The following is a 21,922-nucleotide window of genomic DNA, read 5'->3' as shown; positions in this document are numbered from 1 at the left end:
ACGCGCTTGAGGCTGACCGCGCTGCGATCTTGACGCCAAAATGACCGCTCACATATCCTTTTAGGGCCGCGCCGCAGCCGACAACCATGACCGCTTCGAAGGCCTGCCACGGCGGCGTATCCGCCTGATGCAGCAGGCGAGGGCGGTAGTGGCACGCAGCGGCGGGAACCATCGGGTGTGCTTGGCTATTAGATACAGGCGGCTGCTGGTCTGCCGGGCCAGGAGCCATTGCTATGATCATTAATCCCCCACCGGAAAGCGCCATCCCGGCATCCGTTCCGTCGGTCGATCCAAAAGCCGCCCCGACGCTTCGCAATGCCGAAGCGGAGGTCTTTTATATCGAAGCGATCCGCGAGCTTGTCGCGACCGGCATCCCCTTTCTCGTCGCCGGCACCTATGCCGTAAGCGCCTATACCGGGATCATCCGCCAGACCAAGGATCTCGACATTTTCTGCAAGGCCGGCGACTGCCCGCGCATCCTCGCCCATTTTAAGCAGATCGGCTACGCCGTCGTGGTCGAGGACGACCGGTGGCTCGGCAAAGTGTTCAAGGGCACGCATTTTTTCGACGTCATTTTCGCCTCGATGAACGGCACAATGCCTGTCGACGACCAGTGGCTGGAGCACGCCCGTCAGGGCGAATTGCTGGGCAGCCAGGTGCGGATCATCGGGCCCACCGAGCTTATCTGGTCCAAAAGTTTCATCCAGGACCGCGGTCGCCACGATGGGGCCGACATCGCGCACACCATCCTCAAGGCCCACGACCAGATCGACTGGCAAAGGCTGCTTTCCTACATGGAAGTTCATTGGGAAGTTCTGCTGATGCATCTCTTGAACTTCCGATGGGTCTATCCGACGGAGCGGGGCCGCGTGCCCGCCTGGCTGCTCGACGAGCTGCTTGACCGGCTGGCCAAGCAGCGCGAATTGCCACCTTCCCGGATGAAAATCTGCCGTGGGCGCATGCTTTCACGAACTGACTATGAGATCGACGTCAACGACTGGGGTTTTGCCGACGTCGGCGGTGAAGGAGAACATAGCAATGGCTAACGAGCTCGAAACTGCTTCGCCGAAGGCGGAAAACGGCAGCGCACTCAAGGTCGCCGCCATTGGCGATCTGCATGTCGGCAAGGAGGACCAGGCCTCGTACCGCGATCTTTTCGGCGAGATGTCGCGTGCAGCCCAGGTTCTCGTGCTGACGGGCGACCTTACCAACCTCGGCAAGCCTCGGGAGGCCGAAATCCTTGCCGAGGAACTGCGTGCCTGCACGATCCCGGTCGTCGCCGTACTTGGCAACCACGACTATGAGTCAGGCGCCGTCGAGCAGGTCACCGACATTCTGCGCCAGGCGGGCGTTCACCTGCTCGACGGCGAGGCGACGGAGATTCACGAGGTCGGGTTCGTCGGGGTCAAGGGTTTCGTTGGCGGTTTTGGATCGCGCATGCTCGGCTCCTTCGGCGAACCGGCGATCAAGTCAATGGTGGCGGAAAGCGTGAACGAAGCGATGCGGCTTGAAAACGCGATGAGGCAGGTCCGCGCCAAACGCACGCTTGTCGTTCTGCACTACGCGCCTGTCGTCGAGACGGTCGAAGGCGAGCCGCTGGAGATCTTCCCGTTTCTTGGTTCGTCACGCCTGGCCGAGACAATAGACCGGTTCCAGGTCAGCGCGGTGGTGCATGGTCATGCGCATCGCGGCGCCTATGAGGGCCGCACGCCGGGCGGAGCGTCGGTCTATAACGTTGCCATGCATGTCGCCAAGCCGACCGGCCGCCCCTACGCTGTGCTCGAAATCTAATAGGCTAGATGTTGAACGCCCGCTTCGGCGGAATATCGTTTTCATCCGGATTGGGAATGGGGTCCTCGTCGGGGAGCCTGTCGGGGTCCGGCTCGCGCACGGGCTTGGGATCGGGGATGGGAGGCGGCGGCACCGGGGTCGGGGTTGGCTCGGGTGTGGGAATAGTGGCCATCGTGATCATCTCCTCTTGGCGCAGAACAACGCAATGGGTCAGCTGGTTCCCGCCTTCTGGTCAGCCCATCTCCGGATTCGCCTGTCTGCTGCCCGACTTGCTTGATCGCAGCAGCAGAGCAAGCGGAACGAGCAGGGCGGTTGCCACCGCGCAGTAGCGGAAGACATCGACATAGGCGAGCAGCGTGGCCTGGCGGGCGATCAACTGGCCAAGCCAGCCGATCGCCTGCTGCTTCGCCTCGAGCATCGGCGAACCCTGGGCGACGAAATGCTCGGTCGCCTGCCGAAGCACCTGCTGATAGGCGGGCGACGACTGCACGGTGTGGCCGACCAGATTCGATTGATGGATCTGGGAGCTTTGCGCAATGACGGTGTTGGACAGCGAGACGCCGATGCTGCCGCCGATATTGCGCGCAACGTTGATCAGCGCCGATGCCTGGTTGGTCTTCTGCGGGGGCAGGCCGACATAGGCCGCGGTCGAGATGGGAATGAACAGGAACGGCAGTCCGACCATCAGGAAAACACGGGCAAAGGCAAAGAAGCGGAAGCTGGCGTCCGGGGTGAGCGAGGTCATATGCCAAAGGGCCACTGCGACCACCGACATGCCCATCATGATCAGGTATTTGGGCTGCACGATGGTGCCTACAAATCCGGATACCGGCATCAAGATCAGCATGGCGATGCCGCCCGGCATCATCGAAAGGCCCGAGAGCGTCGCGGTGTAGGCAAATGTCGTCTGCTGCAGCTGCGGCACGATCTGGGTGGTGCTGAACAGGATAGCACCGACCGCCATCATGACCAGGAAGGCCGGCCGAATTGGCGCGTGAACAATAGACGCATGTCGACGACCGGATCGCCGCGACTGAGTTCCCATGGGATAAGCAGCAGGAACGCGATCGCGGAAATCACTGCGAAAGTGGTGATGAAATCCGAGGCGAACCAATCGTAGCGCTGGCCCCGGTCGAGAAAAATCTCCAGGCACCCCAAGGCAATCGCCACCAGGACGAACCCGACCCCGTCGATCTTCAGGCCGCCCTTCAGCCGTTCCTTGCGTTCGCGTTCGAGTACGTCCGGCTCGACCAACAGCCATTGCACCAGGGCCAGCGACAGGATGCCGAACGGCACGTTGATGAAGAAGATCCAGTGCCAGGAGAAATGGTCGGTCAGCCAGCCGCCGATCGTCGGCCCGACCGTCGGTGCGACGATGACGGCAATGCCGTAAAGCGCGAAGGCCTGCGAGCGCTTTTCAGGCGGAAAGGTGTCGGCAAGGATCGATTGCTCGCTTGGCGCCATGCCGCCGCCGCCGAGGCCCTGAAGGACCCTGAACAGGATGAGCAGTTCCAGGTTGGGCGCCAGTCCGCACAGCAGCGACGCGACGGTGAAGGTCGCAACGCAGAGCATGTAGTAGCGCTTTCGGCCGATGACGCTTGCCAGCCAGCCGCTGACCGGAATGATCACCGAGTTGGCAACGAGATAGGTGGTAATCACCCAGGTGCTTTCATCCATTCCGGCCGCCAGGCTGCCGGCGATGTTGCGCAGGGCGACATTGGCGATCGAGGTGTCGAGCACCAGCATGAAAGTGGCGATGGAGACGACGACGGCGATGAGCCACGGATTGTGTGTCCCGGCGGCGGATCGGCTTTCGCCCTGATTTCTGGCGGTTTCGCCGTTCATCGCACCTTGACCGTCGGCACCACCGACAGGCCTGGCCCGAGAAGCACATCCGGCGGCTTGTCGAAGACGATCTTGACCGGCACGCGCTGCACCACCTTGACGTAATTGCCGGTGGCATTTTCGGCCGGCAGGAGGCTGAAGGCGGTGCCGCTGCCGGCCTGGATGCTGTCGACGCGGCCATGAAAGGACTTGTCCGGGTAGGCGTCAATGTCGATGTCGACCGGCTGTCCCTGCCGCATCAGATCGAGCTGCGTCTCCTTGAAATTGGCCTTCACCCAGACCTCGTCGGGAACGAACATCATCAATACCTGGCCGGGTTGGGCGTAGGTGCCCTTAGCGGCGGAAATGCTCGTTGCGCGCCCGGCTGCGGGTGCTGTGATAGTCGTGCGCGACAGCGTCGTGCGCGCTTGCTCCTGGCTGGCCTTTGCCTGCTCGAGCTGCGCCTCGGCGCTCCTGGCCTGTGCCTGCAAGACCGAAACCTGGCTTTTTGCGGAGGCGACATTGGCCTCGGCGCTGTCCAGCGCGGCCTGGTCCTGACGCAGCGTCGATGCCGCCTGCTGCGCCTGCTGCTGCGTTGCTGTGCCCCTGGCCAGGAGTTCGCGATTGCGTTGATCCTCGGCCTTGGCGAAATCCAGCGCTGCCTTGGCCTGTGCAACCTGCCTCTGGGCAGCGTTTACCTTTGCGTTTTGAGCCTCGATCTGGGCGGCGACATTGACGATTTCGGCCTCGGCCGCGGTGACGCCGGCGTCGGCCTGCTTCAGGTTTGCCTGATAGTCGCTGTCGTCGATACGCAGGAGGACATCGCCCGCCTGTACATGCTGATTGTCGGCAACCGCCAGCTCGGTAAGGCGGCCGGCTATTTGCGCACCGATCGTCACTGTGCGCGCATCTATGAAGGCGTCGTCGGTCGATTCGTACTGGCGAGCGTTCAGCCACCAGATCGCGATGCCTGCCGCGACGAGCAACAGCGCAAGCGCGATGGCTGCGGCCGCATAGGGATGGCGCCTGGGAAAGCCGAGCAGACCGGCCTTTCGTTGCGAGGCATTCCCGTCGGGTTTTTCCTGCCGGGGCTCTGCCGATCGCTCACGAGATTCTCGAACCGGGGCCGGTTGCTCCCGGGTTTCATTTACAGGCTCGACGTCTTGCTCGACGCGTTGAGGCTTCGTGTCCAACGGAATTGCTTTCAAGACTGATATTGCAGCCGCCGAAGCGGACGCAAAGCCAAACGGCAAGCTTCCGCAAAAGTTCCTGTCCGGAAACGGGTTCGGTTAACGGGTCGACATCGAACACAGGCGGGGGCGCGTCGGAATTCGAGCGCCGCTTCACCGGGCAGGTGATCTGTACGCCTCATGTTGCGGCGGTCCGGCCTTGTCAGCGCTCCATGGCGCGATAATTGCTCATGTAGGCGTGGGCGAATTCACCTGTCGACAGGAGCCGACCATGAAACATCAAACACTCGACCAACTGCAGGCCGTCGCGGAAGTTGAGTCCTTCGCGGCGTATCCGGCGATGACTCGAACCCAGCGGATTGAACGTTGGGCGGAACTTCTCGAACAAAACCCGACGCGATGCCTTGGGGCGCTTCCAGGCACCGAATATATGAACAGGGAAGCGCGTGACAGATCGCGTGGCGCTGGGACGCCGCTCACTGTCGCCTTCGAGGATCCGGTTCTGCGTGCCATGGGTCTCAGCGATGATACCTATGGTGAGGCAAAGCGCTTCTTCGAACTGAGCGACCGGCAGTTGCACCAAATCGTCTGCCATTGCCATGTCGGCGCTACGATGCAAGCGAGATGGGCCGCTGCCAGGGTGCGCGGGATAGTTCGCGGCAACAGATTTGTTGCCTGGATGAAGGGCTTGATCGTGCATTGAGGCGGTACGAGGAACGGCGGAACACGCGTTCTTTCCGCGCCGTGGAGAGCGCTTCCGAACTTGGAAGGGCTCGTGCCCCGTCGGGCCGCGCAGATTGTGAAACTCCTCGACGCTTGGCTGCGCCTTGTCGCGGCCATGCGTCCGTCTTTGATGTGAGAATTTGAGCCGGCCCGCCGCAGGTGAGGGCCTTCGTCTGACCGGCGGTCGAGCGCCGTCCAGGCCTGCCTGCGCGGCTACTAACGACGAATGATCCTGCGATCGGGGAAGATCCTGCGACCTGGCTAAACTAGCGATCGATTTCTCCGAACACGATGTCGAGCGAGCCGATGATCGCGGCAACATCGGCGATCATATGGCCTCGGGACAGGAAATCCATCGCTTGCAGGTGGGCGAAGGAAGGTGCGCGGATCTTGCATCGGTAGGGAACGTTGCCCCCGTCCGACACGAGGTAGACGCCGAATTCACCCTTCGGCGCCTCGACGGCGGCATAGACTTCACCGCTCGGCACGCGAATGCCTTCGGTATAAAGTTTGAAGTGGTGGATCGTCGCTTCCATCGAGCGCTTCATCGTGGCACGCGGCGGCGGCGTGATCTTGCGGTTCGGGATCGCGACCGGCCCCTGACCTTCTGGTGAGCGCAACATTTCCAGACATTGCCGCATGATCCGGACCGACTGGCGCATTTCCTCCATGCGGACGAGATAGCGGTCGTAGCAGTCGCCATGCTTGCCGACTGGGATATCGAAATCCATCTCCGAATAGCATTCGTATGGCTGCGCCTTGCGCAGGTCCCAGGACGCGCCCGATCCGCGCACCATCACGCCGGAAAAGCCCCAGGCCCAGGCATCGTCGAGGCCGATCACGCCGACATCGACATTGCGCTGCTTGAAAATGCGGTTCTCGGTCAACAGCTCTTCGAGATTGTCGCAGACCTTGAGGAACGGATCGCAGAACTTCCAGATGTCGTCGAGGAGTTCCGACGGCAGATCCTGATGCACGCCGCCGACCCTGAAATAATTCGCGTGCATGCGGGCGCCGGACGCGCGCTCATAAAAGACCATCAGCTTCTCGCGCTCGGCGAAACCCCAGAGCGGCGGCGTCAGCGCGCCGATGTCCATGGCTTGCGTGGTGACGTTGAGGAGGTGCGATAACAGCCGGCCTATTTCGCAGAAAAGCACGCGGATGAGCTGTCCGCGTTTCGGAACCGATATTTCGAGGAGCTTCTCGGCGGCGAGACAGAATGCATGCTCCTGGTTCATCGGCGCGACGTAGTCGAGCCGGTCGAAATAGGGCAAGGCCTGCAGGTAGTTCTTGTACTCGATGAGCTTTTCGGTGCCGCGATGCAGCAGGCCGATGTGGGGATCGGCGCGTTCCACGATCTCGCCGTCGAGTTCGAGCACCAGCCGCAGGACGCCGTGAGCGGAGGGATGTTGTGGCCCGAAATTGATGGTGAAGTTGCGAACTGCAGCCTCGGCCATGACAGTCCTCCGCGATCGGGCGGCCTTCGTTTCCGTGCCGGAGCCGGCTTGTCCGCTTTCAGCCGCTCACGTCGTCGTCTGGATGATCAGCGTCAGCGTGCCGTCGCCGTCGATATTGGCCGCCACGACCTGCGTGGAATTAAGCCCGTTCGCCGCCAGCGCCGATGCCGCCTGCGGCGATGCGTCGATCGAACTTTGCAGGATGCGCAAATCCTCGGCGCTGGTCTGAGTGACGACGGCCTCCGCCTGTGCCTTGATGTCAGGAGGCAGATCCTCCATCGCCACGATTGTCACTGCGGTGAAATTCTGGGCGGAGAAGGCTTGGTCAGGTGTAGCCTGGTCGGGAGTGGTCCCTTCGGGCGTGGCTTGCTCTGGCAGGGTTTGCGGGGCCGTCGGCGGGACAGGGGCAAGCTCTGGTCCCACGGATTGCGCATAGACCGGCGAGGCAAGGGCCAGTGCCGAAAGTGTGGCAATTGTCGTCGATAGGCGCATGGCCGTTCCTTCCGTTTGCTCAGCGGACGATCAATTCGGTGACGACAAAACCATCGTGTCGAAATATGGTTCCGTGACCGAGGTGATGTCTTGCCGAAAGCCGTGATTGTCGCGGAAAGCAGGGCGCGAAATCCGGCGTTGCCTGTCTCAGGCAGCGGTGTGGCTGCGATCGGGCTGCGGCCAGCGCTGCAACGCCTCACGGCCCTGAGCGGTCAGTTCGTAGATCCCGCGATCGGTGCGCGCGAACCAGCGATACACATTGTGCAGCAGGATCTTAGGCGCGTTCGGCAGGTTGGGCTTCAAGTCACGCGGCCGCTTTGGGCCGTCGGCGAGGGCTGCGGCGCATGCCAGCGCCTGCTGGCGATAGGCGGTCATGATCGGCGCACGCGAGCCGCCGCCGGCGACAGGATCGCCCTGCCGACGCCGGTGTTCGTCAATTAGCTTCGAGCGGCGCCGGGGATCGCGACGCGGAGCCAATGCCGTCGGGCTGAGCAGCACCTGAACCTCGCCGTTCGGTCGCACGCCAAGCAGGCCTAAGCCGAGCCGACGGCAGAGATTGCGGTATCTCACATCGCTCTCACGGCCCTTGCCGCGGGCCGACATGCATGCCGCTAGCCAGACCTCGTCGCTCGCCGCCATACGGTCGACGCCCTGGAGGACGAGTTCGAGGTTGAACTTCAGCTTCAGCTCGCAGATGACGACGATCGGTGGAGAGTCGGCACTCAGCGCCAGCAGATCGCAGCCGCCGATCTCGCCCTTGACCATAAATCCCAGGCCTTCCAGGAAGGCCTTGACCGGGCTGTAGAGTGACGTTTCGAGCATGGGCCTTTGTCGGCTGCGAATCATCCCGCCGATCGGCGGTTCAGCGCGATGATCGCTCATTGCCGTTGAACAGGAGGTAAACGACGGCCGAGCAAGTGGTCAGAGCCGTGCCATGGCCGCTTGCCAATTTGGTATGCTGGTATAATGTGTACCTGAGGTAGCATGCTCCGCGTAGCTGCGCTGTGCTGGACATCCGGGCGCCCGAGACATCGTCCATGGCATCGTCATTTGAGCGGCGGCTCCCCTGCGTTCTCTAATCCGCCAACCGGCGGCAATGTGCTCACAAGTCAATGGGATGACGATCGGCAGGGCCGTCGTTGGAATTCAGGAGTAACGGACACATGACAACGATTGCGCTGTTTGGTGCGGGCGGCAAAATGGGTTACCGTCTGTCGACCAATTTTCGCGGATCTCCCTATACGATACGCCATGTCGAGGTCAGCGACGCCGGCCGCGAGCGGCTTAAGTCGGGCCTCGGCATCGATGCCGTCAGCGCCGATGAGGCGCTTGATGGCGCCGATGTGGTGATCCTGGCGGTTCCGGACACGCACATCGGCAAGGTCGCGGCGAGTATCGAGAGCAAGCTTGCATCAGGCACGATGGTCGTCGTGCTCGACGCCGCGGCACCTTTCGCCGGGCATTTGCCGAAGCGGCCGGACCTGACCTATTTCGTCACCCACCCGTGCCATCCGCCGATCTTCAACGACGAGACCGACATGGCGGCGAAGAAGGACTATTTCGGCGGCGTCAAGGCCAAGCAGCACATGGTCAGCGCCTTGATGCAGGGACCGGAGGAGGATTTCGCCAGGGGTGAGGCGATCGCCAAGATCATCTGGGCCCCGGTCATGCGCTCGCATCGCGTCACGGTCGATCAGATGGCGCTGCTCGAGCCCGGCCTTTCGGAAACGGTATGCGCTTCGCTGCTCGTCGTCATGAAGGAGGCGGTCGACGAGGTGGTGGCGCGCGGGGTCGACAAGCAGGCGGCGCTCGACTTCCTGCTTGGTCATATGAACGTGCTTGGCGCCGTCATCTTCGGCGAAACCAAAGGCGTGTTCTCCGACGCCTGCAACAAGGCGATAGAGTTCGGCAAGCCGGTGCTGATGCGCGACGACTGGAAGCGGGTGTTCGAGCCGGAGGAGATTGCCGCGAGCATTCAGCGCATCACTTGAGGGCAGCGACGCGCTCTCCGGAACATGTCACCTGAAATTGTCATTGACTCATTATACCAGTTGGCTTAGCTGTTCGATGGATCGGACCGTCAAGCTTCGCAGCAGGATCAGGCGCTGGATGAGTGGAGGATAGGGGGAGCGATCCGTCGAGGTGATGCCGGCCAAGGGCTTGTGAATCTGACGCGACCCGCCGCCTACGGCCGGCTAACGAAATCGAATGCATATAGCCTTGGGATAAGGCACGGATTTTCAACGGGAGGAATACATGAAACTGACACGCAGAATGACGCTTGCGGCTTTTGCCGGCATGCTGGCGCTTGGCACCGCCGCACCCGCCTATGCGGCGGATTTGATCGCCATCATCACGCCCTCGCATGACAATCCGTTCTTCAAGGCGGAAGCTGTCGGCGCGGAGGCCAAGGCCAAGGAACTCGGTTACGAGGCGTTGGTGCTCGTCCATGACGACGACGCCAACAAGCAGTCCGAATTGATCGACACGGCGATTGGCCGCGGCGCCAAGGCGATCATCCTCGATAATGCCGGCGCCGACGCCACCGTCGCCGCGGTGCAGAAGGCCAAGGACGCGGGCGTTCCTTCCTTCCTGATCGATCGCGAGATCAATGCTACCGGCGTTGCCGTCGCGCAGATCGTCTCCAACAATTACCAGGGCGCCCAGCTCGGCGCACAGGAATTCGTCAAGCTGATGGGCGAGAAGGGTAATTTCGTCGAGCTCGTCGGCAAGGAATCCGACACCAATGCCGGCATCCGCTCCAAGGGTTACCACGACGTCATCGACGACTATCCGGACCTGAAGATGGTGGCGCAGCAGTCGGCCAATTGGAGCCAGACCGAGGCCTATACAAAGATGGAATCGATCCTCCAGGCCAATCCCGATATCAAGGGCGTGATCTCCGGCAACGACACGATGGCTATGGGCGCTTATGCGGCACTTGCCGCTGCCGGCCGCAAGGACGTCATCGTCGTCGGCTTCGACGGGTCGAACGACGTGCGCGACTCGATCACCTCCGGCGGCATCAAGGCGACAGTCCTGCAGCCGGCCTTCGCGCAGGCGCAGATGGCGGTCGAGCAGGCCAACGACTTCATCAAGAACAAGAAGTCTCCGGCCGAGGAAAAGCAGCTGATGGACTGCGTCCTGGTCAATGGCGACAATGCCGCCAAGCTGGAGACGTTCGCGCTCACCAACTGAGCCGGTGTAACATCAAGCAGCAAGGGACGAGCCTCCGGTTCGTCCCTTGCTTCCATTTCGCCCTTTCTTCCATTTCTCTGGGTGCTCCTGACTGCCATGCCGAACGAGCCGACATGTTCAACACGCTGACCCGGCCGATCTTTGTCGCGTTGTTCCTCGCAGCAATAGGCAGCCTGACCGCCTGCAAGATCCTGCCGACGCCGTCGGCGGAAAACGGCGGCACTGGCTCCGCATTCAATCCCGACAAGATGGTCGAGGACATCTGGGCGGCGAAAGTCATACCCTATCTGCAGCAGAAGGCCGGGCCGTTTGCCGAGGTTCACACCTTGGCCAAGACCGATCCCGCCGCTGCCGGCGCCAAATACGGCAACCCGAAGAAGCAGGCGAATTCGCCATGGACCTTCGCCGTTCGGCTCGAGGGCAAGGTCGTGGCAGCCAATACACAGTCACGCGCGGCGACGATGGACATCGATGCCGACGGCGACGGCAAGGCGGACGCGCGGGTGCAGATCGGACCCGCCATGCGCGGAACCGCGCTGCGCGACAGCCTCGACTTCATCCAGTTCAACGATTTCACCAACCAGATCGACTTCGCCCAGTTCGGCAAGGCCTTCAACGCCTACGCCGACAAGACCGTGCTTTCCAAGCTGCCGCGCGAGGCACTCGAGGGCCGCAGCGTCGAGGTACTTGGCGCCTATACGCCGGGCAGTGGCCAGGACCTGCCGCTGGTGACGCCGGCGGAGGCAAAGATCGGGCCGAAGCCATGACCGGCGATCAAGATGTCATCCTGAAGCTGGAGGACGTCTCGAAAGTCTATTCCGGCACCGTCGCGGTCAAGCGGGCGAATTTCGAGGTGCGCAAAGGCGCGGTCAACGTGCTGGTCGGCGAAAACGGAGCCGGCAAATCGACGCTGATGAAGATCATCGCCGGCGTCGAGCAGCCGACGCTCGGGCGCATTCTGCTGGACGGCGAGGAGGTCTCCTTCTCGTCATCCGGGGACGCGGTAAATCGCGGCATCGGCATGGTTTTCCAGGAGCTGAATCTGTTCGGCAATCTGACTGTCGCCGAAAATATTTTCGCCACCCGCGAGATCACCAACCGCTTCCGCAAGATCGATCGCAAGGAGCAGGAGCGCCGCGCGGCGGAGTTCCTTGAACGCCTGGAAGCCGGCATCCGGCCCGACATGCTGGTCGAGGATCTGCGCATCGGCCAGCAGCAGCTGGTCGAGATCGCCAAGGCGGTTTCGCTCGATGCGCGCATCCTGATCATGGATGAACCGACCTCGGCCCTCAGCGCGGCGGAAGTCGAGATCCTGTTCAAGGTGATTGCCGACCTCAAGGCACGCGGCGTGGCAATCGTCTACATCTCGCACCGGCTCGAGGAGCTGATCCGCATCGGCGACACCATCACGGTGCTGCGCGACGGGCGCATCACCGGCCAGGCGGAGATGAAAGACGTCGACACCCAGTGGATCGTGCGGCAGATGATCGGCTCGGACGCCAAGGACTTCGCCAAGGCCGACGGCCATGTGCTGGGCGAGGAAATATTCCGCGCCGAGGACATCTGCCTGCCGCGCGTCACCGGCGGGCTTGCGGTCGATCACGTCTCGCTGTCGCTGCGCGCCGGCGAAATTCTCGGCATCTATGGCCTGATGGGCGCCGGACGCAGCGAGCTGTTCGACTGCATCATGGGCCGCCACGGCCATTCGACGGGCACGATATTCATTGCCGGCAAAAAAGTGCACGAGCGCGACACGACGCGGCGCATCCGGCGCGGCCTGGCGCTGATCCCCGAAGACCGCCAGCGCGAAGGGCTGGTGTCGATCCTCTCCGTCGCCAGCAATCTGACGCTGGCCAGCCTGTCGCGGTTCGTGCGCCTGTTCCACATTCGTGGTGCCGCCGAACGACAGGCGGTGGCCCGGACGGTGCGCGAACTGGCGATCAAGGTCGCCGATCCGGCGCAGGAAGTCTCGTCGCTGTCGGGCGGCAACCAGCAGAAGGTGGTGATCGGCAAGGCGCTGCTCACCGGCCCGAAGGTGCTGTTGATGGACGAGCCCAGCCGCGGCATCGACGTCGGCGCCAAGGCCGACGTGTTCCGCACCATGCGCAAGCTGTCGCGCGACGGCCTGGGGATACTGTTTGCCACCTCCGATCTCGACGAAGTGATGGCGTTGTCCGACCGCATCGCGGTGATGAGCAATGGAAAATTGACCGGCATGTTCGATCGCGCAGAGGCGACGGAGGCCGCGCTCGTCGCTGCCTCGGCCTTCGGCCACGGACCGGTCCCGCACGGAGAGCAAGGCGCATGACTGACATCCCAGCCAAGGCGGCGGTCAACTCCATGTCGGGCGGCTCGGTCCTGCTGACGCTGATGAAGGCGAGGACGTTCATCGCGCTGATCGCCGTGCTGTTATTCTTCTCGATAGCCGCCCCCAATTTCCTATCGGCCGCCAATCTTATCCTGATGTCGAAGCACGTGGCGCTGAACGCATTCCTCGCAATGGGCATGACCTTCGTCATCATCACCGGCGGCATCGACCTGTCGGTCGGCTCGATCGTCGGCCTGTGCGGCATGGTGGCCGGCTACCTCGTGCTCAACGGCATCGACCTGCAGGTCGGCTACACCATTTATTTCAACGTCTTCGAGATCGCGCTGATCACGCTTGCCGTCGGCATATTGATCGGCGCCGTCAACGGCTTGCTGATCACCAGGCTTAACGTTGCGCCTTTCATTGCCACGCTCGGCGTGCTCTATGTCGCACGCGGCCTGGCGCTGCTGTCGTCGGACGGCCGTACTTTCCCCAATCTCGTCGGCAAGCCCGAGCTCGGCACCACAGGGTTCGGCTACCTCGGCGCCGGCCGGCTGCTCGGCTTGCCGGTTTCGATATGGATCTTGGTCGTTGTTGCGGTAGGGGCGGCCTATCTCGCCAAATACACCCCGCTCGGCCGCCACATCTTCGCCGTCGGCGGCAATGAACGGGCGGCGCGGATTTCAGGCGTCCGCGTCAACATGGTGAAGATGTTCGTCTACATGTTCTCCGGCTTCTGCGCGGCGATCGTCGGGCTGATCATCTCGTCCGAACTGATGGCCTCGCATCCGGCGACCGGCGAGAGCTTCGAGCTCAACGCCATTGCCGCGGCAGTGCTCGGCGGCACCTCGATGTCGGGCGGACGCGGTACCATCGGCGGTACCATTGTCGGCGCCTTCGTCATCGGCATCCTTTCGGACGGGCTGGTGATGATGGGAGTGAGCTCGTTCTGGCAGATGGTGATCAAGGGCCTCGTCATCATCGTCGCCGTCGTCGTCGACCAGGCACAGCGCCGGCTGCAGAGCCGTGTCACGCTGATGCAGATGGCAAAGGCCGGCTGACATGGCGGAACTGCGTGGAGCGCTGATCGGCTGCGGCTTCTTTGCCGTCAACCAGATGCATGCCTGGCGCGACATAGAGGGCGCCTCGATCGCCGCCATCTGCGACCGCGATCCGGACCGGCTGCGGATCATTGGCGACCAGTTCGGGGTCGCACGGCGCTATACCGACGCGGCAGCGCTGTTTGCCGGCGAAAGGCTGGATTTCGTCGACGTCGCCACCACCGCACCAAGCCACAGAATGCTCGTGGAGATGGCGGCGCAGCACGGTGTTCCGGCAATCTGCCAAAAACCGTTTGCGCCGACGCTTGCCGACGCCAAGGCGATGATAAAGGCCTGTGCTGACGCCGGCGTGCCGTTGATGGTGCATGAGAATTTTCGCTGGCAGTCGCCGATCCAGGCGGTGCGTACCGTGCTCGACAGCGGCGAAATCGGCACCCCCTTTTTCGGACGGATCTCGTTCCGCTCTGCCTATGACGTGTTTTCCGGCCAGCCTTATTTGGCGACGGGAAAGCGCTTCATCATCGAGGATCTGGGTATCCACATCCTCGACATCGCCCGCTTCCTGCTGGGCGACGTCTCGACGGTCACTGCGCGAACGGCGCGCATCAATCCCGGCATTGCCGGCGAGGACGTTGCGACGATGCTGATGGACCACACGAGCGGCGCCACTTCCATGGTCGACTGCAGCTACGCGAGCAAGCTCGCGACAGAGCCGTTTCCGGAGACGCTGATCGAGATCGACGGCAGCGACGGCACGATCCGGCTGGCGCAGGGCTACCGGCTCACCGTCACCGGCAGGAGCGGGACAGCCGTGAGCAACGTCTCGCCACCGCTGCTGGCCTGGGCATCGCGGCCGTGGCACAACATCCAGGAAAGCGTCGTCGCCATTCAAAAGCACTGGGTCGATTGCCTGACCAACGGAACCGAGCCCGCGACCTCGGGCGCGGACAACCTCAAGACATTAGCGCTGGTCGAGGCGGCGTACGCTGGCGCCGCAAGCCGGGAGCCGGTGCAACTCGACGCCTTGCTGAAATGACAGCCGACGCCTTCCTCCTCTACGGCACACGTGCCGTTGAAGCCGAACCGGTCAGGCTGCGCGCCGGCGCGCTGACGGCGGACTTCGTCAACGGCAATCTGCGCACCGTCCGGCATGGCGGCACCGAGGTTCTGCGCGCCATCGCCTTCATCGTCAGGGATCGCGACTGGGGCACCTACGAGCCGACACTGGCCGACCTTACCATCGAGCAGGATGCCGAGGCTTTTTCCGTCAGCTATTCGGCAGGTTGTTTCGGGCCAGAGGGAAGCCGGCTCGACTTCCGCGCGACCATCAAGGGCTCGGCCGATGGCCAGCTGATCTTCGACGTGAGCACTCTTCCCGACAGCGATTTCGAAACCAATCGCTGTGGCTTCTGCATCCTGCATCCGATTGCCGGCCTGGCCGGCAGACCGGTCACGGTGGAGCATACCGACGGCAGCGTGGTCGCGACGCGGCTTCCAGAGCTGATCGATGCCTGGCAGCCTTTCAAGGATCTGCGGGCGATCACCCATGAGGTCCGGCCGGGCGTCACCGCCGAATGCCGTATGCAAGGCGACACTTTCGAGATGGAGGACCAGCGCAACTGGTCGGATGCCTCCTACAAGACCTATGTTCGGCCGCTGGCGCTGCCGTGGCCCTATGTGCTGCCCGCCGGCAAGACCTTCCGTCAGACCATCAGCTTGCGGATAGCGGGTCGCGGGAAAGTGCCGGCGGCTGCGGCAACCGTCGAACCAATTCGCGTCACGCTCGGCAAAGCCGGACCGGGACTGCCGGATATCGGCGTGATCGTCTATCCGGATGAGGTCGAGGCGGCGCTGGGCAAGCTGCCGATGCTGTCCGAGCTCGGTCCGCAGCAATTGATGTTCCACTATGACCCGACGCGCGGCCACGAGCTCGATGCCTTGCGATCCTACGCCCGGCTCGCCGCCGCCTATCCGGTCCGGACAACACTCGAATGTGTCATTGTCGGCGACGGCGATCTCGACGCCGAGCTTTCAGGCGTCGCCGACATGGTGCGCCAGGCCGGGCTCAAGCTTTCGGCCATTGCCGTCTCGCCCTCGGTCGACCGGCAGTCGACGCCACCGGGCAGCGCGTGGCCGCATTGCCCGCCGCTCGAGGATGTCTATGCCGCGACGCGGCGCGCCTTTCCCGACACCCGCCTCGGCGGCGGCATGTTCAGCTATTTCACCGAACTCAATCGCAAGCGTGTGCCGGCCGACCCGCTCGATTTCGTCACGCATTGCACCTGCCCGATCGTGCACGCCGCCGACGATCTCAGCGTCATGCAATCGTTGGAGGCGCTGCCTTTCATCACGACCTCTGTACGGGCGATCTTCGGGCCAAAACCCTATCGGATCGGGCCGTCGACCATTGCCATGCGCCAGAACCCCTATGGCGGTGCGACCAAGGCCAATCCCGACAATCAGCGCATTGCCATGGCCGACCGCGACCCTCGCCATACCGGGCTGTTCGGAGCCGCATGGACGATCGGCTATGCCGCACGTGTTGCGCCGGCCGAACTCGAAATGCTGACGCTCTGCAGCTTCACCGGACCATTCGGCGTGCTGGCCTCGTCGGGCGAACCTGTCGAAGAAGGTGCACCCCGGCCGATTTTCCACGCGGTGAAAGGACTTTGCGATCTGGCCGGCCATCCGCATGTGGCGGCGACAACGACCGATGAGACGCGGGTATTGGCACTGGCCGGCCGCTCCCAGACAGGCAAGATCATCGTCTGGCTGGCGAACCTTACCCCGGTCGACGTTCCGGTCGACGTTTCCGGGCTCGGCTCCGATCGGGGTCCTCTGAAGATCTGGGATGGACGAATGTCACGCCAGATTCCGCGAGACACGTCGGGCCGAGACCATCTTGTGATGACACCCTACGCAATCGTCCGGATCGGCTGAAGTCATTTGCCGAGGCTCTTGGATAGCCGCTCTTCGGCAGCGGTTGCCCGTAGCGGCCGCACTTCCGTTGCCGACTTGTCACCGGATCTGCTTTCGAAACTCGCCTGGTGCCATTCCAGTTGTCTTGGAAAAAAGACGGCTGAACGAGGCGACGTCCTGATATCCCACCCGATAGCAAATTTCTGAAACGCTCAGTTTCGTTTCCTCAAGCATGGATTTTGCCAACTCCAGCCGCCTTTCCTGGATCCATTTTCCCGGCGTTATCTGGAGTTCGTCGAAAAATCTGCGAGACAGGGTTCGCGAAGACATGCCCAATTCGGTTGCCAGAAATTTCAGATCGATTTCCGACATCTTGTCGTTCGAGAGCTCGCGCAGCTTGTTCTCGAATGGGCTGGCCTCGTTCGAAATTTCGTCGAGGGAAAATTCGTAGGGACTCTGGAATTTGCGCGGCGGAGGAAGAACCAGAAGTTTTCGAATGATCCGCTCCTCCTTCGAGAAGCCCAGATCGATCAGCAAAGCCCTGGCGAGTTCGAGTCCGGAAAACCCGCCTCCGCATGTGTAAAGGCGGTCCTGGCGAATGAGCAGGCGGGAAGCGTCCCATCGCACTTGCGGAAACCGGCGGCTTGCCTCGGCTTTCAGCCACCAGGATATCGTTGCGCGTTTACCGTCCAATAATCCCGAATTGGCGAGCAGATAACACGCGCCGCAATGTGCTGCGATGATTGCGTCCTGCTGTTGCGCGAGCGCGATCAGCGGTTTTGAATGTTCACTCTCCTCGTCGAGCGAGCGCAGAAGCTCCGGAATCTCGACACCCGGCATGGCAATGAGAATCAGGACATCCATTTTCCGGGATGGTTGAGCCTTCGTCGGGAAGAAAATTCCTGTGCTTGATGCCGACGGCGCGCCTCTTGAAACGAATTCACAGGAGAGAACCTGTGAACGGCAGACGTCATTCACAAGCTGAAACATTTCCACGAGCGTCGAGACGACGGCCGAATAGAAATTCCTCGGCAGCCAGATCACAACGTGGAGGCTCCTGTCAGGCATTGCGGTTCTCCCGGTGTCGTTCTCGCCGAGCGGCAAGTCTAGCATAGTCTTTGCAAGAATTGCCAATTCCAGAACAAGCGGGGCGCCTCCAGGAGAGCCTATGCGGGCTGCGGACGAAGCGGCCCGTGGAAGCCCATGGCTGGGAAGATGCAAATGCTGAAATCGCTGAATGAAAACAACGCGGCACATACACCGGATTCAGACGGCAACATAAAACTGCGTCGGTCCGGGCTCAGGCTGATCTGTGGTCAGCCAGTAGGCCGAGAACAAGGTCCGACCGCGACGCCGGTCGTGACCTGCACTTGATTTTCAGTTGCCGGAATTCATCACGTAGAGCGCGCGCGAGCGTTCGAGGTGCTTGATCATCGCCTTCTCGGCGCCATCCGCATCCTTGGCTTCGATGCGTCCGACGATCTCTTCGTGCTCGGTCAGCGTGAACTTTTCCTTGCCGGTCCAGATCAGCATTTCGGTGTGGTATTCCTTTAGCCAGCCAAGCATTGCCTCGCTGACGGCGACATAGATCGGGTTGCCGGATATTGCCGCGATCTGTGTGTGGAATTTCATGTCGGCGGATATGAAGGCTTCCGAGTTGCCACGATGGCTGCGCTGCTCGGCGACCGTTTCCCGCAGCCGCTGCACGTCCTCGGCTGTGGCCTTTTCTGCAGCTTCCTTGACCATGCCGCGCTCGAAGAAGATGCGGGCGTTCTTGAGGTGCTCGAGCGTGTCCTTCGATGACGACAGGATGATCTTGGCTGCGCCGTCGACCTGCTTGATGATCGACTTGGCGGTGAGCTGCAGCACCTTGGCACGCTCACCATGCGAGATCGCGACCAGCCCCATATTGCTCAACGCCTGCATCGCCTCGCGGATCGCCGGCCTGCCGACCTCGAAGCGCTCCATCAATTCGCGCTCCGACGGCATGTCGTCACCCGGCAGCAATTCGCCGCTGGTGATCAGGCGCTTCAGTCTCAAGAATACTTCGTCGGAAAGCTTGCGCCGGACGATCGGCTCCGAACGGTTCATCGTCGCGAATCACTCCTTTGACCGGCCCCTATCTAGCATTTCCGCCGTGAATTCCGGAACGCCTGCTGCCGGCTCGCCCTTACCGCCAAGCCGGATAGGGCTTGCAATGCTTATGTACTCATTATACCAGATTTCGAGGGCCAAGGAACCTTTTTCGAAACCTCCCCGGCAGGCCGCGCGAATATGATTGTTCTTACCTATCGCATCGAAACGCCCGGCAATATCGAGGCGCTGGCGGCCAAGATCGCAAGCGACCAGTCGACCGGAACCTTCGTCGCGCTGGCCGGCGAGACCGAAGAGCTCAAGGCCAGGGTCGCAGCGCGAGTCCTGGCGATACGGCATCTGCCGGACGCGGACCGGCCGTCCCTTCCCGAAACCGGTTCCGGAGCAAGCCCCGAAGCACGCAACGGCCCGGTCAAGCGCGCCGACATCGATATCGCCTTTCCGTTGGACGCCATCGGCACCGACCTGTCGGCGCTGATGACCATCGCCATCGGCGGCACCTTTTCGATCAAGGGCCTGTCCGGCATCCGTGTCGTCGACATGAAGCTACCCGAGGAGTACCGGGGCGCGCATCCGGGCCCGCAATTCGGCGTCACGGGCAGCCGCAGGCTGACCGGTGTCGCGGATCGTCCGATCATCGGGACCATCGTCAAGCCGGCGCTGGGACTCCGCCCGTACGAGACGGCCGCAATGGTGCAAGAGCTGATTGCCGCCGGTGTCGACTTCATCAAGGACGACGAGAAGCTGATGAGCCCGGCCTATTCACCGCTGTCGGAGCGAGTGAGGGCAATCATGCCGCTGATCCTCGACCACGAGCAGAAGACCGGTAAGAAGGTCATGTATGCCTTCGGCATTTCACATGCCGATCCCGACGAAATGATGCGAAACCACGATCTGGTGGCAAAGGCCGGCGGCAATTGCGCGGTGGTCAACATCAATTCGATCGGCTTTGGTGGCATGGCTTACCTCCGAAAGCGCTCCAGCCTGGTGCTCCATGCCCACCGCAATGGCTGGGACATTCTCACCCGCCATCCCGGCCTCGGCATGGATTTCAAGGTCTGGCAGCAGTTCTGGCGGTTGCTCGGCGTCGACCAGTTCCAGATCAACGGCATCGCCTCGAAATACTGGGAACCCGACTGGTCCTTCGTCGAATCCTTCAAGGCGGTGACCACGCCGATCTTTTCGCCGGCCGATTGCGCATTGCCGGTCGCCGGCTCCGGCCAGTGGGGCGGGCAGGCGCCTGAAACCTTCCAGCGAACCGGCCGGACGGTCGATCTTCTCTATCTCTGCGGCGGTGGCATCGTCAGCCACCCGGACGGGCCGGGCGCCGGCGTGCGCGCCGTGCAGCAGGCCTGGCAGGCGGCGGTCCAAGACATTCCGTTGGCAGATTATGCCTTGAGCCATGTCGAGCTGGCGCGGTCGATCGAGAAGTTCGGCGGCGGCGAGGCGGCCTGACGCCATGCAAAACCTGCTTCTGAGTTACTATGGCGACGACCTGACCGGCTCGACCGACGTTATGGAGGCGCTCGAGCTCGGCGGCGTGCCGACCGTCCTGTTCATGCGCCAGCCGGACGAGGCGCTGCTTTCGCAATTTGCGCATTGCCGCGCCCTCGGGCTGGCCGGCACCAGCCGCAGCGAGACGCCGCAGTGGATGGACACGCATCTGCGAGATGCCTTCGCCTGGCTGAAGACCGTCAACGCCGAGATCTGCCACTACAAGGTCTGCTCGACCTTCGATTCCAGCCCGGCAATCGGCAGCATCGGCCGGGCGATCGAAATCGGCCGCTCGGTTTTCCGGCAAGACGGCGTGCCGCTGGTGGTCGGCGCGCCGCAGCTGAAGCGCTACACCGCCTTCGGTCATCTGTTCGCGGCCTATCGCGAAAAATATTTCCGCATCGACCGCCATCCCGTGATGAGCCGCCATCCGACCACGCCGATGGACGAATCCGACCTGCTGATCCATCTGTCGCGCCAGACCAGCCTCGCCTCGGGCCTGGTCGACCTGGCGACGCTGCAGTCCGCGTCGCGGTCGAAAGCATTCGACCGGCTTGTGGAGAATGGCTCAGGTATCGTGCTTGTCGATGTCGATAGCCTGGAAACCCAGGCACTTGCCGGCAAGGAGATTTGGCGCGCTCGCAAGCCGGGCGGTTATTTCGTCGTCGGCTCTTCAGGCATCGAATATGCCTTGCTGGTCGAATGGGCATCGAACCGGATCGTGGATACCAAATCCGCCTTTTCGCCGCCGGGCGCTGCCGACAGGATCGCCGTGGTCTCGGGGAGCTGCTCGCCGACGACGGAACGACAGATCCGTCATGCTCTGGCCGACGGCTTCGACGGGATCGAGCTCGACCCGGTCGAACTGGTTTCTGAGGCTTCGAACGACGCGATTGCGCGCGCGGTGGCAACCGGCCGCTCCAGCCTACGGGCCGGGCGCAGCGTCATCCTCTACACCGCGCTCGGACCTGCGGCCGACCGCGGTGCAGAAATCGATCTCCGGGAAGGCGCCCGCCATAAGCTCGGCCGCGGCCTTGGCGAGGTTCTCCGCGAACTGACGCTTCAAGAGAAGCTACTGCGCGTGGTCATCGCCGGCGGCGACACGTCGAGCCATGCACTTGGCCAGATGGGCGTCGACGCGCTGACGGTGCGAATGCCGCTGCCGGCATCGCCGGGCTCGCCACTTTGTGTGGCGCATTCAAGCATTAAGGCGATCGATGGGCTGGAAATTGCCCTCAAGGGCGGGCAGGTCGGAACCGACCGCTATTTCTCCACTATTCGCGATGGGGTCGGGTCCGCGGTTGAGAGCGGGGAATGTCAGGTCAAATCGGTGATGCTCGATCGGGATCGAGGATAGTCACTAGCCGACAA

General features: G+C 62.5%; 19 protein-coding genes and 1 pseudogene. 12 read left to right on the top strand and 8 right to left on the bottom strand.

Going from position 1 to position 21,922, the window contains the following annotated elements:
* Window positions 1-233 precede the first annotated feature (233 nt).
* Together NKJ28_RS00885 and NKJ28_RS00880 are read left to right on the top strand one after the other, a co-directional pair.
* Complete coding sequence (locus NKJ28_RS00885) at window positions 234-1,046, top strand: nucleotidyltransferase family protein (protein WP_352633603.1); 813 nt, start codon at window positions 234-236, stop codon at window positions 1,044-1,046.
* Complete coding sequence (locus tag NKJ28_RS00880; protein WP_352633601.1) at window positions 1,039-1,791, top strand: metallophosphoesterase family protein; 753 nt, start codon at window positions 1,039-1,041, stop codon at window positions 1,789-1,791. Before NKJ28_RS00885 ends, NKJ28_RS00880 begins: the two co-directional genes overlap by 8 nt.
* A gap of 4 nt (window positions 1,792-1,795) precedes the next feature.
* On the opposite strand, the gene NKJ28_RS00875 is transcribed toward NKJ28_RS00880, so the two are convergent.
* The 3 genes and pseudogenes from NKJ28_RS00875 to NKJ28_RS00865 all read right to left on the bottom strand — a co-directional run bounded on the left by NKJ28_RS00875 (window position 1,796) and on the right by NKJ28_RS00865 (window position 4,808).
* The gene (locus NKJ28_RS00875) at window positions 1,796-1,963 is read right to left on the bottom strand and encodes a hypothetical protein (RefSeq protein ID WP_084640998.1); all 168 of its coding nucleotides are present in this window, start codon (window positions 1,961-1,963) and stop codon (window positions 1,796-1,798) included.
* 60 nt (window positions 1,964-2,023) lie between these two features.
* Window positions 2,024-3,636: pseudogene (locus tag NKJ28_RS00870) on the bottom strand (DHA2 family efflux MFS transporter permease subunit).
* On the bottom strand, window positions 3,633-4,808 hold the full coding sequence (locus tag NKJ28_RS00865; protein WP_352633599.1) for an HlyD family secretion protein: 1,176 nt from the start codon (window positions 4,806-4,808) through the stop codon (window positions 3,633-3,635). The pseudogene NKJ28_RS00870 and the gene NKJ28_RS00865 overlap by 4 nt, the downstream one beginning before the upstream one ends.
* Window positions 4,809-5,076: 268 nt before the next feature.
* Here NKJ28_RS00865 and NKJ28_RS00860 point away from each other — a divergent pair, with 268 nt between their 5' ends.
* Window positions 5,077-5,508: a hypothetical protein gene (locus NKJ28_RS00860; protein WP_023675469.1), complete on the top strand. Its 432-nt coding sequence runs from the start codon at window positions 5,077-5,079 to the stop codon at window positions 5,506-5,508.
* Between the two features lie 286 nt (window positions 5,509-5,794).
* On the opposite strand, the gene NKJ28_RS00855 is transcribed toward NKJ28_RS00860, so the two are convergent.
* From NKJ28_RS00855 to NKJ28_RS00845, 3 genes are all read right to left on the bottom strand, one after another.
* A complete protein-coding gene (locus NKJ28_RS00855) occupies window positions 5,795-6,985 on the bottom strand; it encodes an NADH-quinone oxidoreductase subunit D (protein WP_352633597.1) in 1,191 nt (396 codons plus the stop codon).
* 66 nt (window positions 6,986-7,051) lie between these two features.
* The gene (locus tag NKJ28_RS00850) at window positions 7,052-7,477 is read right to left on the bottom strand and encodes a hypothetical protein (RefSeq protein ID WP_352448156.1); all 426 of its coding nucleotides are present in this window, start codon (window positions 7,475-7,477) and stop codon (window positions 7,052-7,054) included.
* 147 nt (window positions 7,478-7,624) lie between these two features.
* Window positions 7,625-8,299, bottom strand: coding sequence for a DUF2161 family putative PD-(D/E)XK-type phosphodiesterase (locus NKJ28_RS00845; RefSeq protein ID WP_023675473.1), 675 nt, complete (start codon window positions 8,297-8,299; stop codon window positions 7,625-7,627).
* 341 nt (window positions 8,300-8,640) lie between these two features.
* Here NKJ28_RS00845 and NKJ28_RS00840 point away from each other — a divergent pair, with 341 nt between their 5' ends.
* From NKJ28_RS00840 to apnL, 7 genes are all read left to right on the top strand, one after another.
* Window positions 8,641-9,468 (top strand): phosphogluconate dehydrogenase C-terminal domain-containing protein, encoded by an 828-nt coding sequence (locus tag NKJ28_RS00840; protein ID WP_023675474.1) that lies wholly within the window; start codon window positions 8,641-8,643, stop codon window positions 9,466-9,468.
* Between the two features lie 265 nt (window positions 9,469-9,733).
* Entirely contained in the window at window positions 9,734-10,675 is a 942-nt protein-coding gene (locus NKJ28_RS00835; protein ID WP_352633594.1) for a D-ribose ABC transporter substrate-binding protein, read from the top strand.
* A gap of 113 nt (window positions 10,676-10,788) precedes the next feature.
* Window positions 10,789-11,442, top strand: a complete 654-nt coding sequence (locus tag NKJ28_RS00830) for a DUF2291 family protein (RefSeq protein ID WP_352633592.1) — start codon at window positions 10,789-10,791, stop codon at window positions 11,440-11,442.
* On the top strand, window positions 11,439-12,983 hold the full coding sequence (locus tag NKJ28_RS00825; RefSeq protein ID WP_352633590.1) for a sugar ABC transporter ATP-binding protein: 1,545 nt from the start codon (window positions 11,439-11,441) through the stop codon (window positions 12,981-12,983). The genes NKJ28_RS00830 and NKJ28_RS00825 overlap by 4 nt, the downstream gene beginning before the upstream one ends.
* Window positions 12,980-14,044, top strand: a complete 1,065-nt coding sequence (locus NKJ28_RS00820; RefSeq protein WP_352568081.1) for an ABC transporter permease — start codon at window positions 12,980-12,982, stop codon at window positions 14,042-14,044. The genes NKJ28_RS00825 and NKJ28_RS00820 overlap by 4 nt, the downstream gene beginning before the upstream one ends.
* A 1-nt stretch (window position 14,045) precedes the next feature.
* On the top strand, window positions 14,046-15,080 hold the full coding sequence (locus tag NKJ28_RS00815; protein WP_352633588.1) for a Gfo/Idh/MocA family protein: 1,035 nt from the start codon (window positions 14,046-14,048) through the stop codon (window positions 15,078-15,080).
* Complete coding sequence (apnL, locus tag NKJ28_RS00810) at window positions 15,077-16,984, top strand: D-apionate lactonase (protein WP_352633586.1); 1,908 nt, start codon at window positions 15,077-15,079, stop codon at window positions 16,982-16,984. Before NKJ28_RS00815 ends, apnL begins: the two co-directional genes overlap by 4 nt.
* Before the next feature lie 78 nt (window positions 16,985-17,062).
* Here the strand turns inward: apnL and NKJ28_RS00805 are convergent, their stop codons facing one another.
* Window positions 17,063-18,031 (bottom strand): GlxA family transcriptional regulator, encoded by a 969-nt coding sequence (locus NKJ28_RS00805; protein WP_352633584.1) that lies wholly within the window; start codon window positions 18,029-18,031, stop codon window positions 17,063-17,065.
* Window positions 18,032-18,340: 309 nt separating this feature from the next.
* Window positions 18,341-19,054 (bottom strand): transcriptional regulator NanR, encoded by a 714-nt coding sequence (locus NKJ28_RS00800; protein WP_352633582.1) that lies wholly within the window; start codon window positions 19,052-19,054, stop codon window positions 18,341-18,343.
* A 183-nt stretch (window positions 19,055-19,237) separates the two neighbouring features.
* On the opposite strand from NKJ28_RS00800, the gene oiaX reads away from it, so the two are divergent.
* The gene (gene oiaX, locus NKJ28_RS00795; RefSeq protein WP_352448146.1) at window positions 19,238-20,512 is read left to right on the top strand and encodes a 3-oxo-isoapionate-4-phosphate decarboxylase OiaX; all 1,275 of its coding nucleotides are present in this window, start codon (window positions 19,238-19,240) and stop codon (window positions 20,510-20,512) included.
* 4 nt (window positions 20,513-20,516) lie between these two features.
* On the top strand, window positions 20,517-21,908 hold the full coding sequence (locus tag NKJ28_RS00790; protein ID WP_352633580.1) for a four-carbon acid sugar kinase family protein: 1,392 nt from the start codon (window positions 20,517-20,519) through the stop codon (window positions 21,906-21,908).
* The last annotated feature ends 14 nt before the right edge of the window (window positions 21,909-21,922 follow it).

The sequence above is a fragment of the Mesorhizobium sp. M0145 genome (assembly GCF_040322355.1).
Lineage (GTDB): Bacteria > Pseudomonadota > Alphaproteobacteria > Rhizobiales > Rhizobiaceae > Mesorhizobium.
Note: the sequence above shows the minus strand (reverse complement) of the source record. Positions and strands in the feature narration are given on the sequence as shown.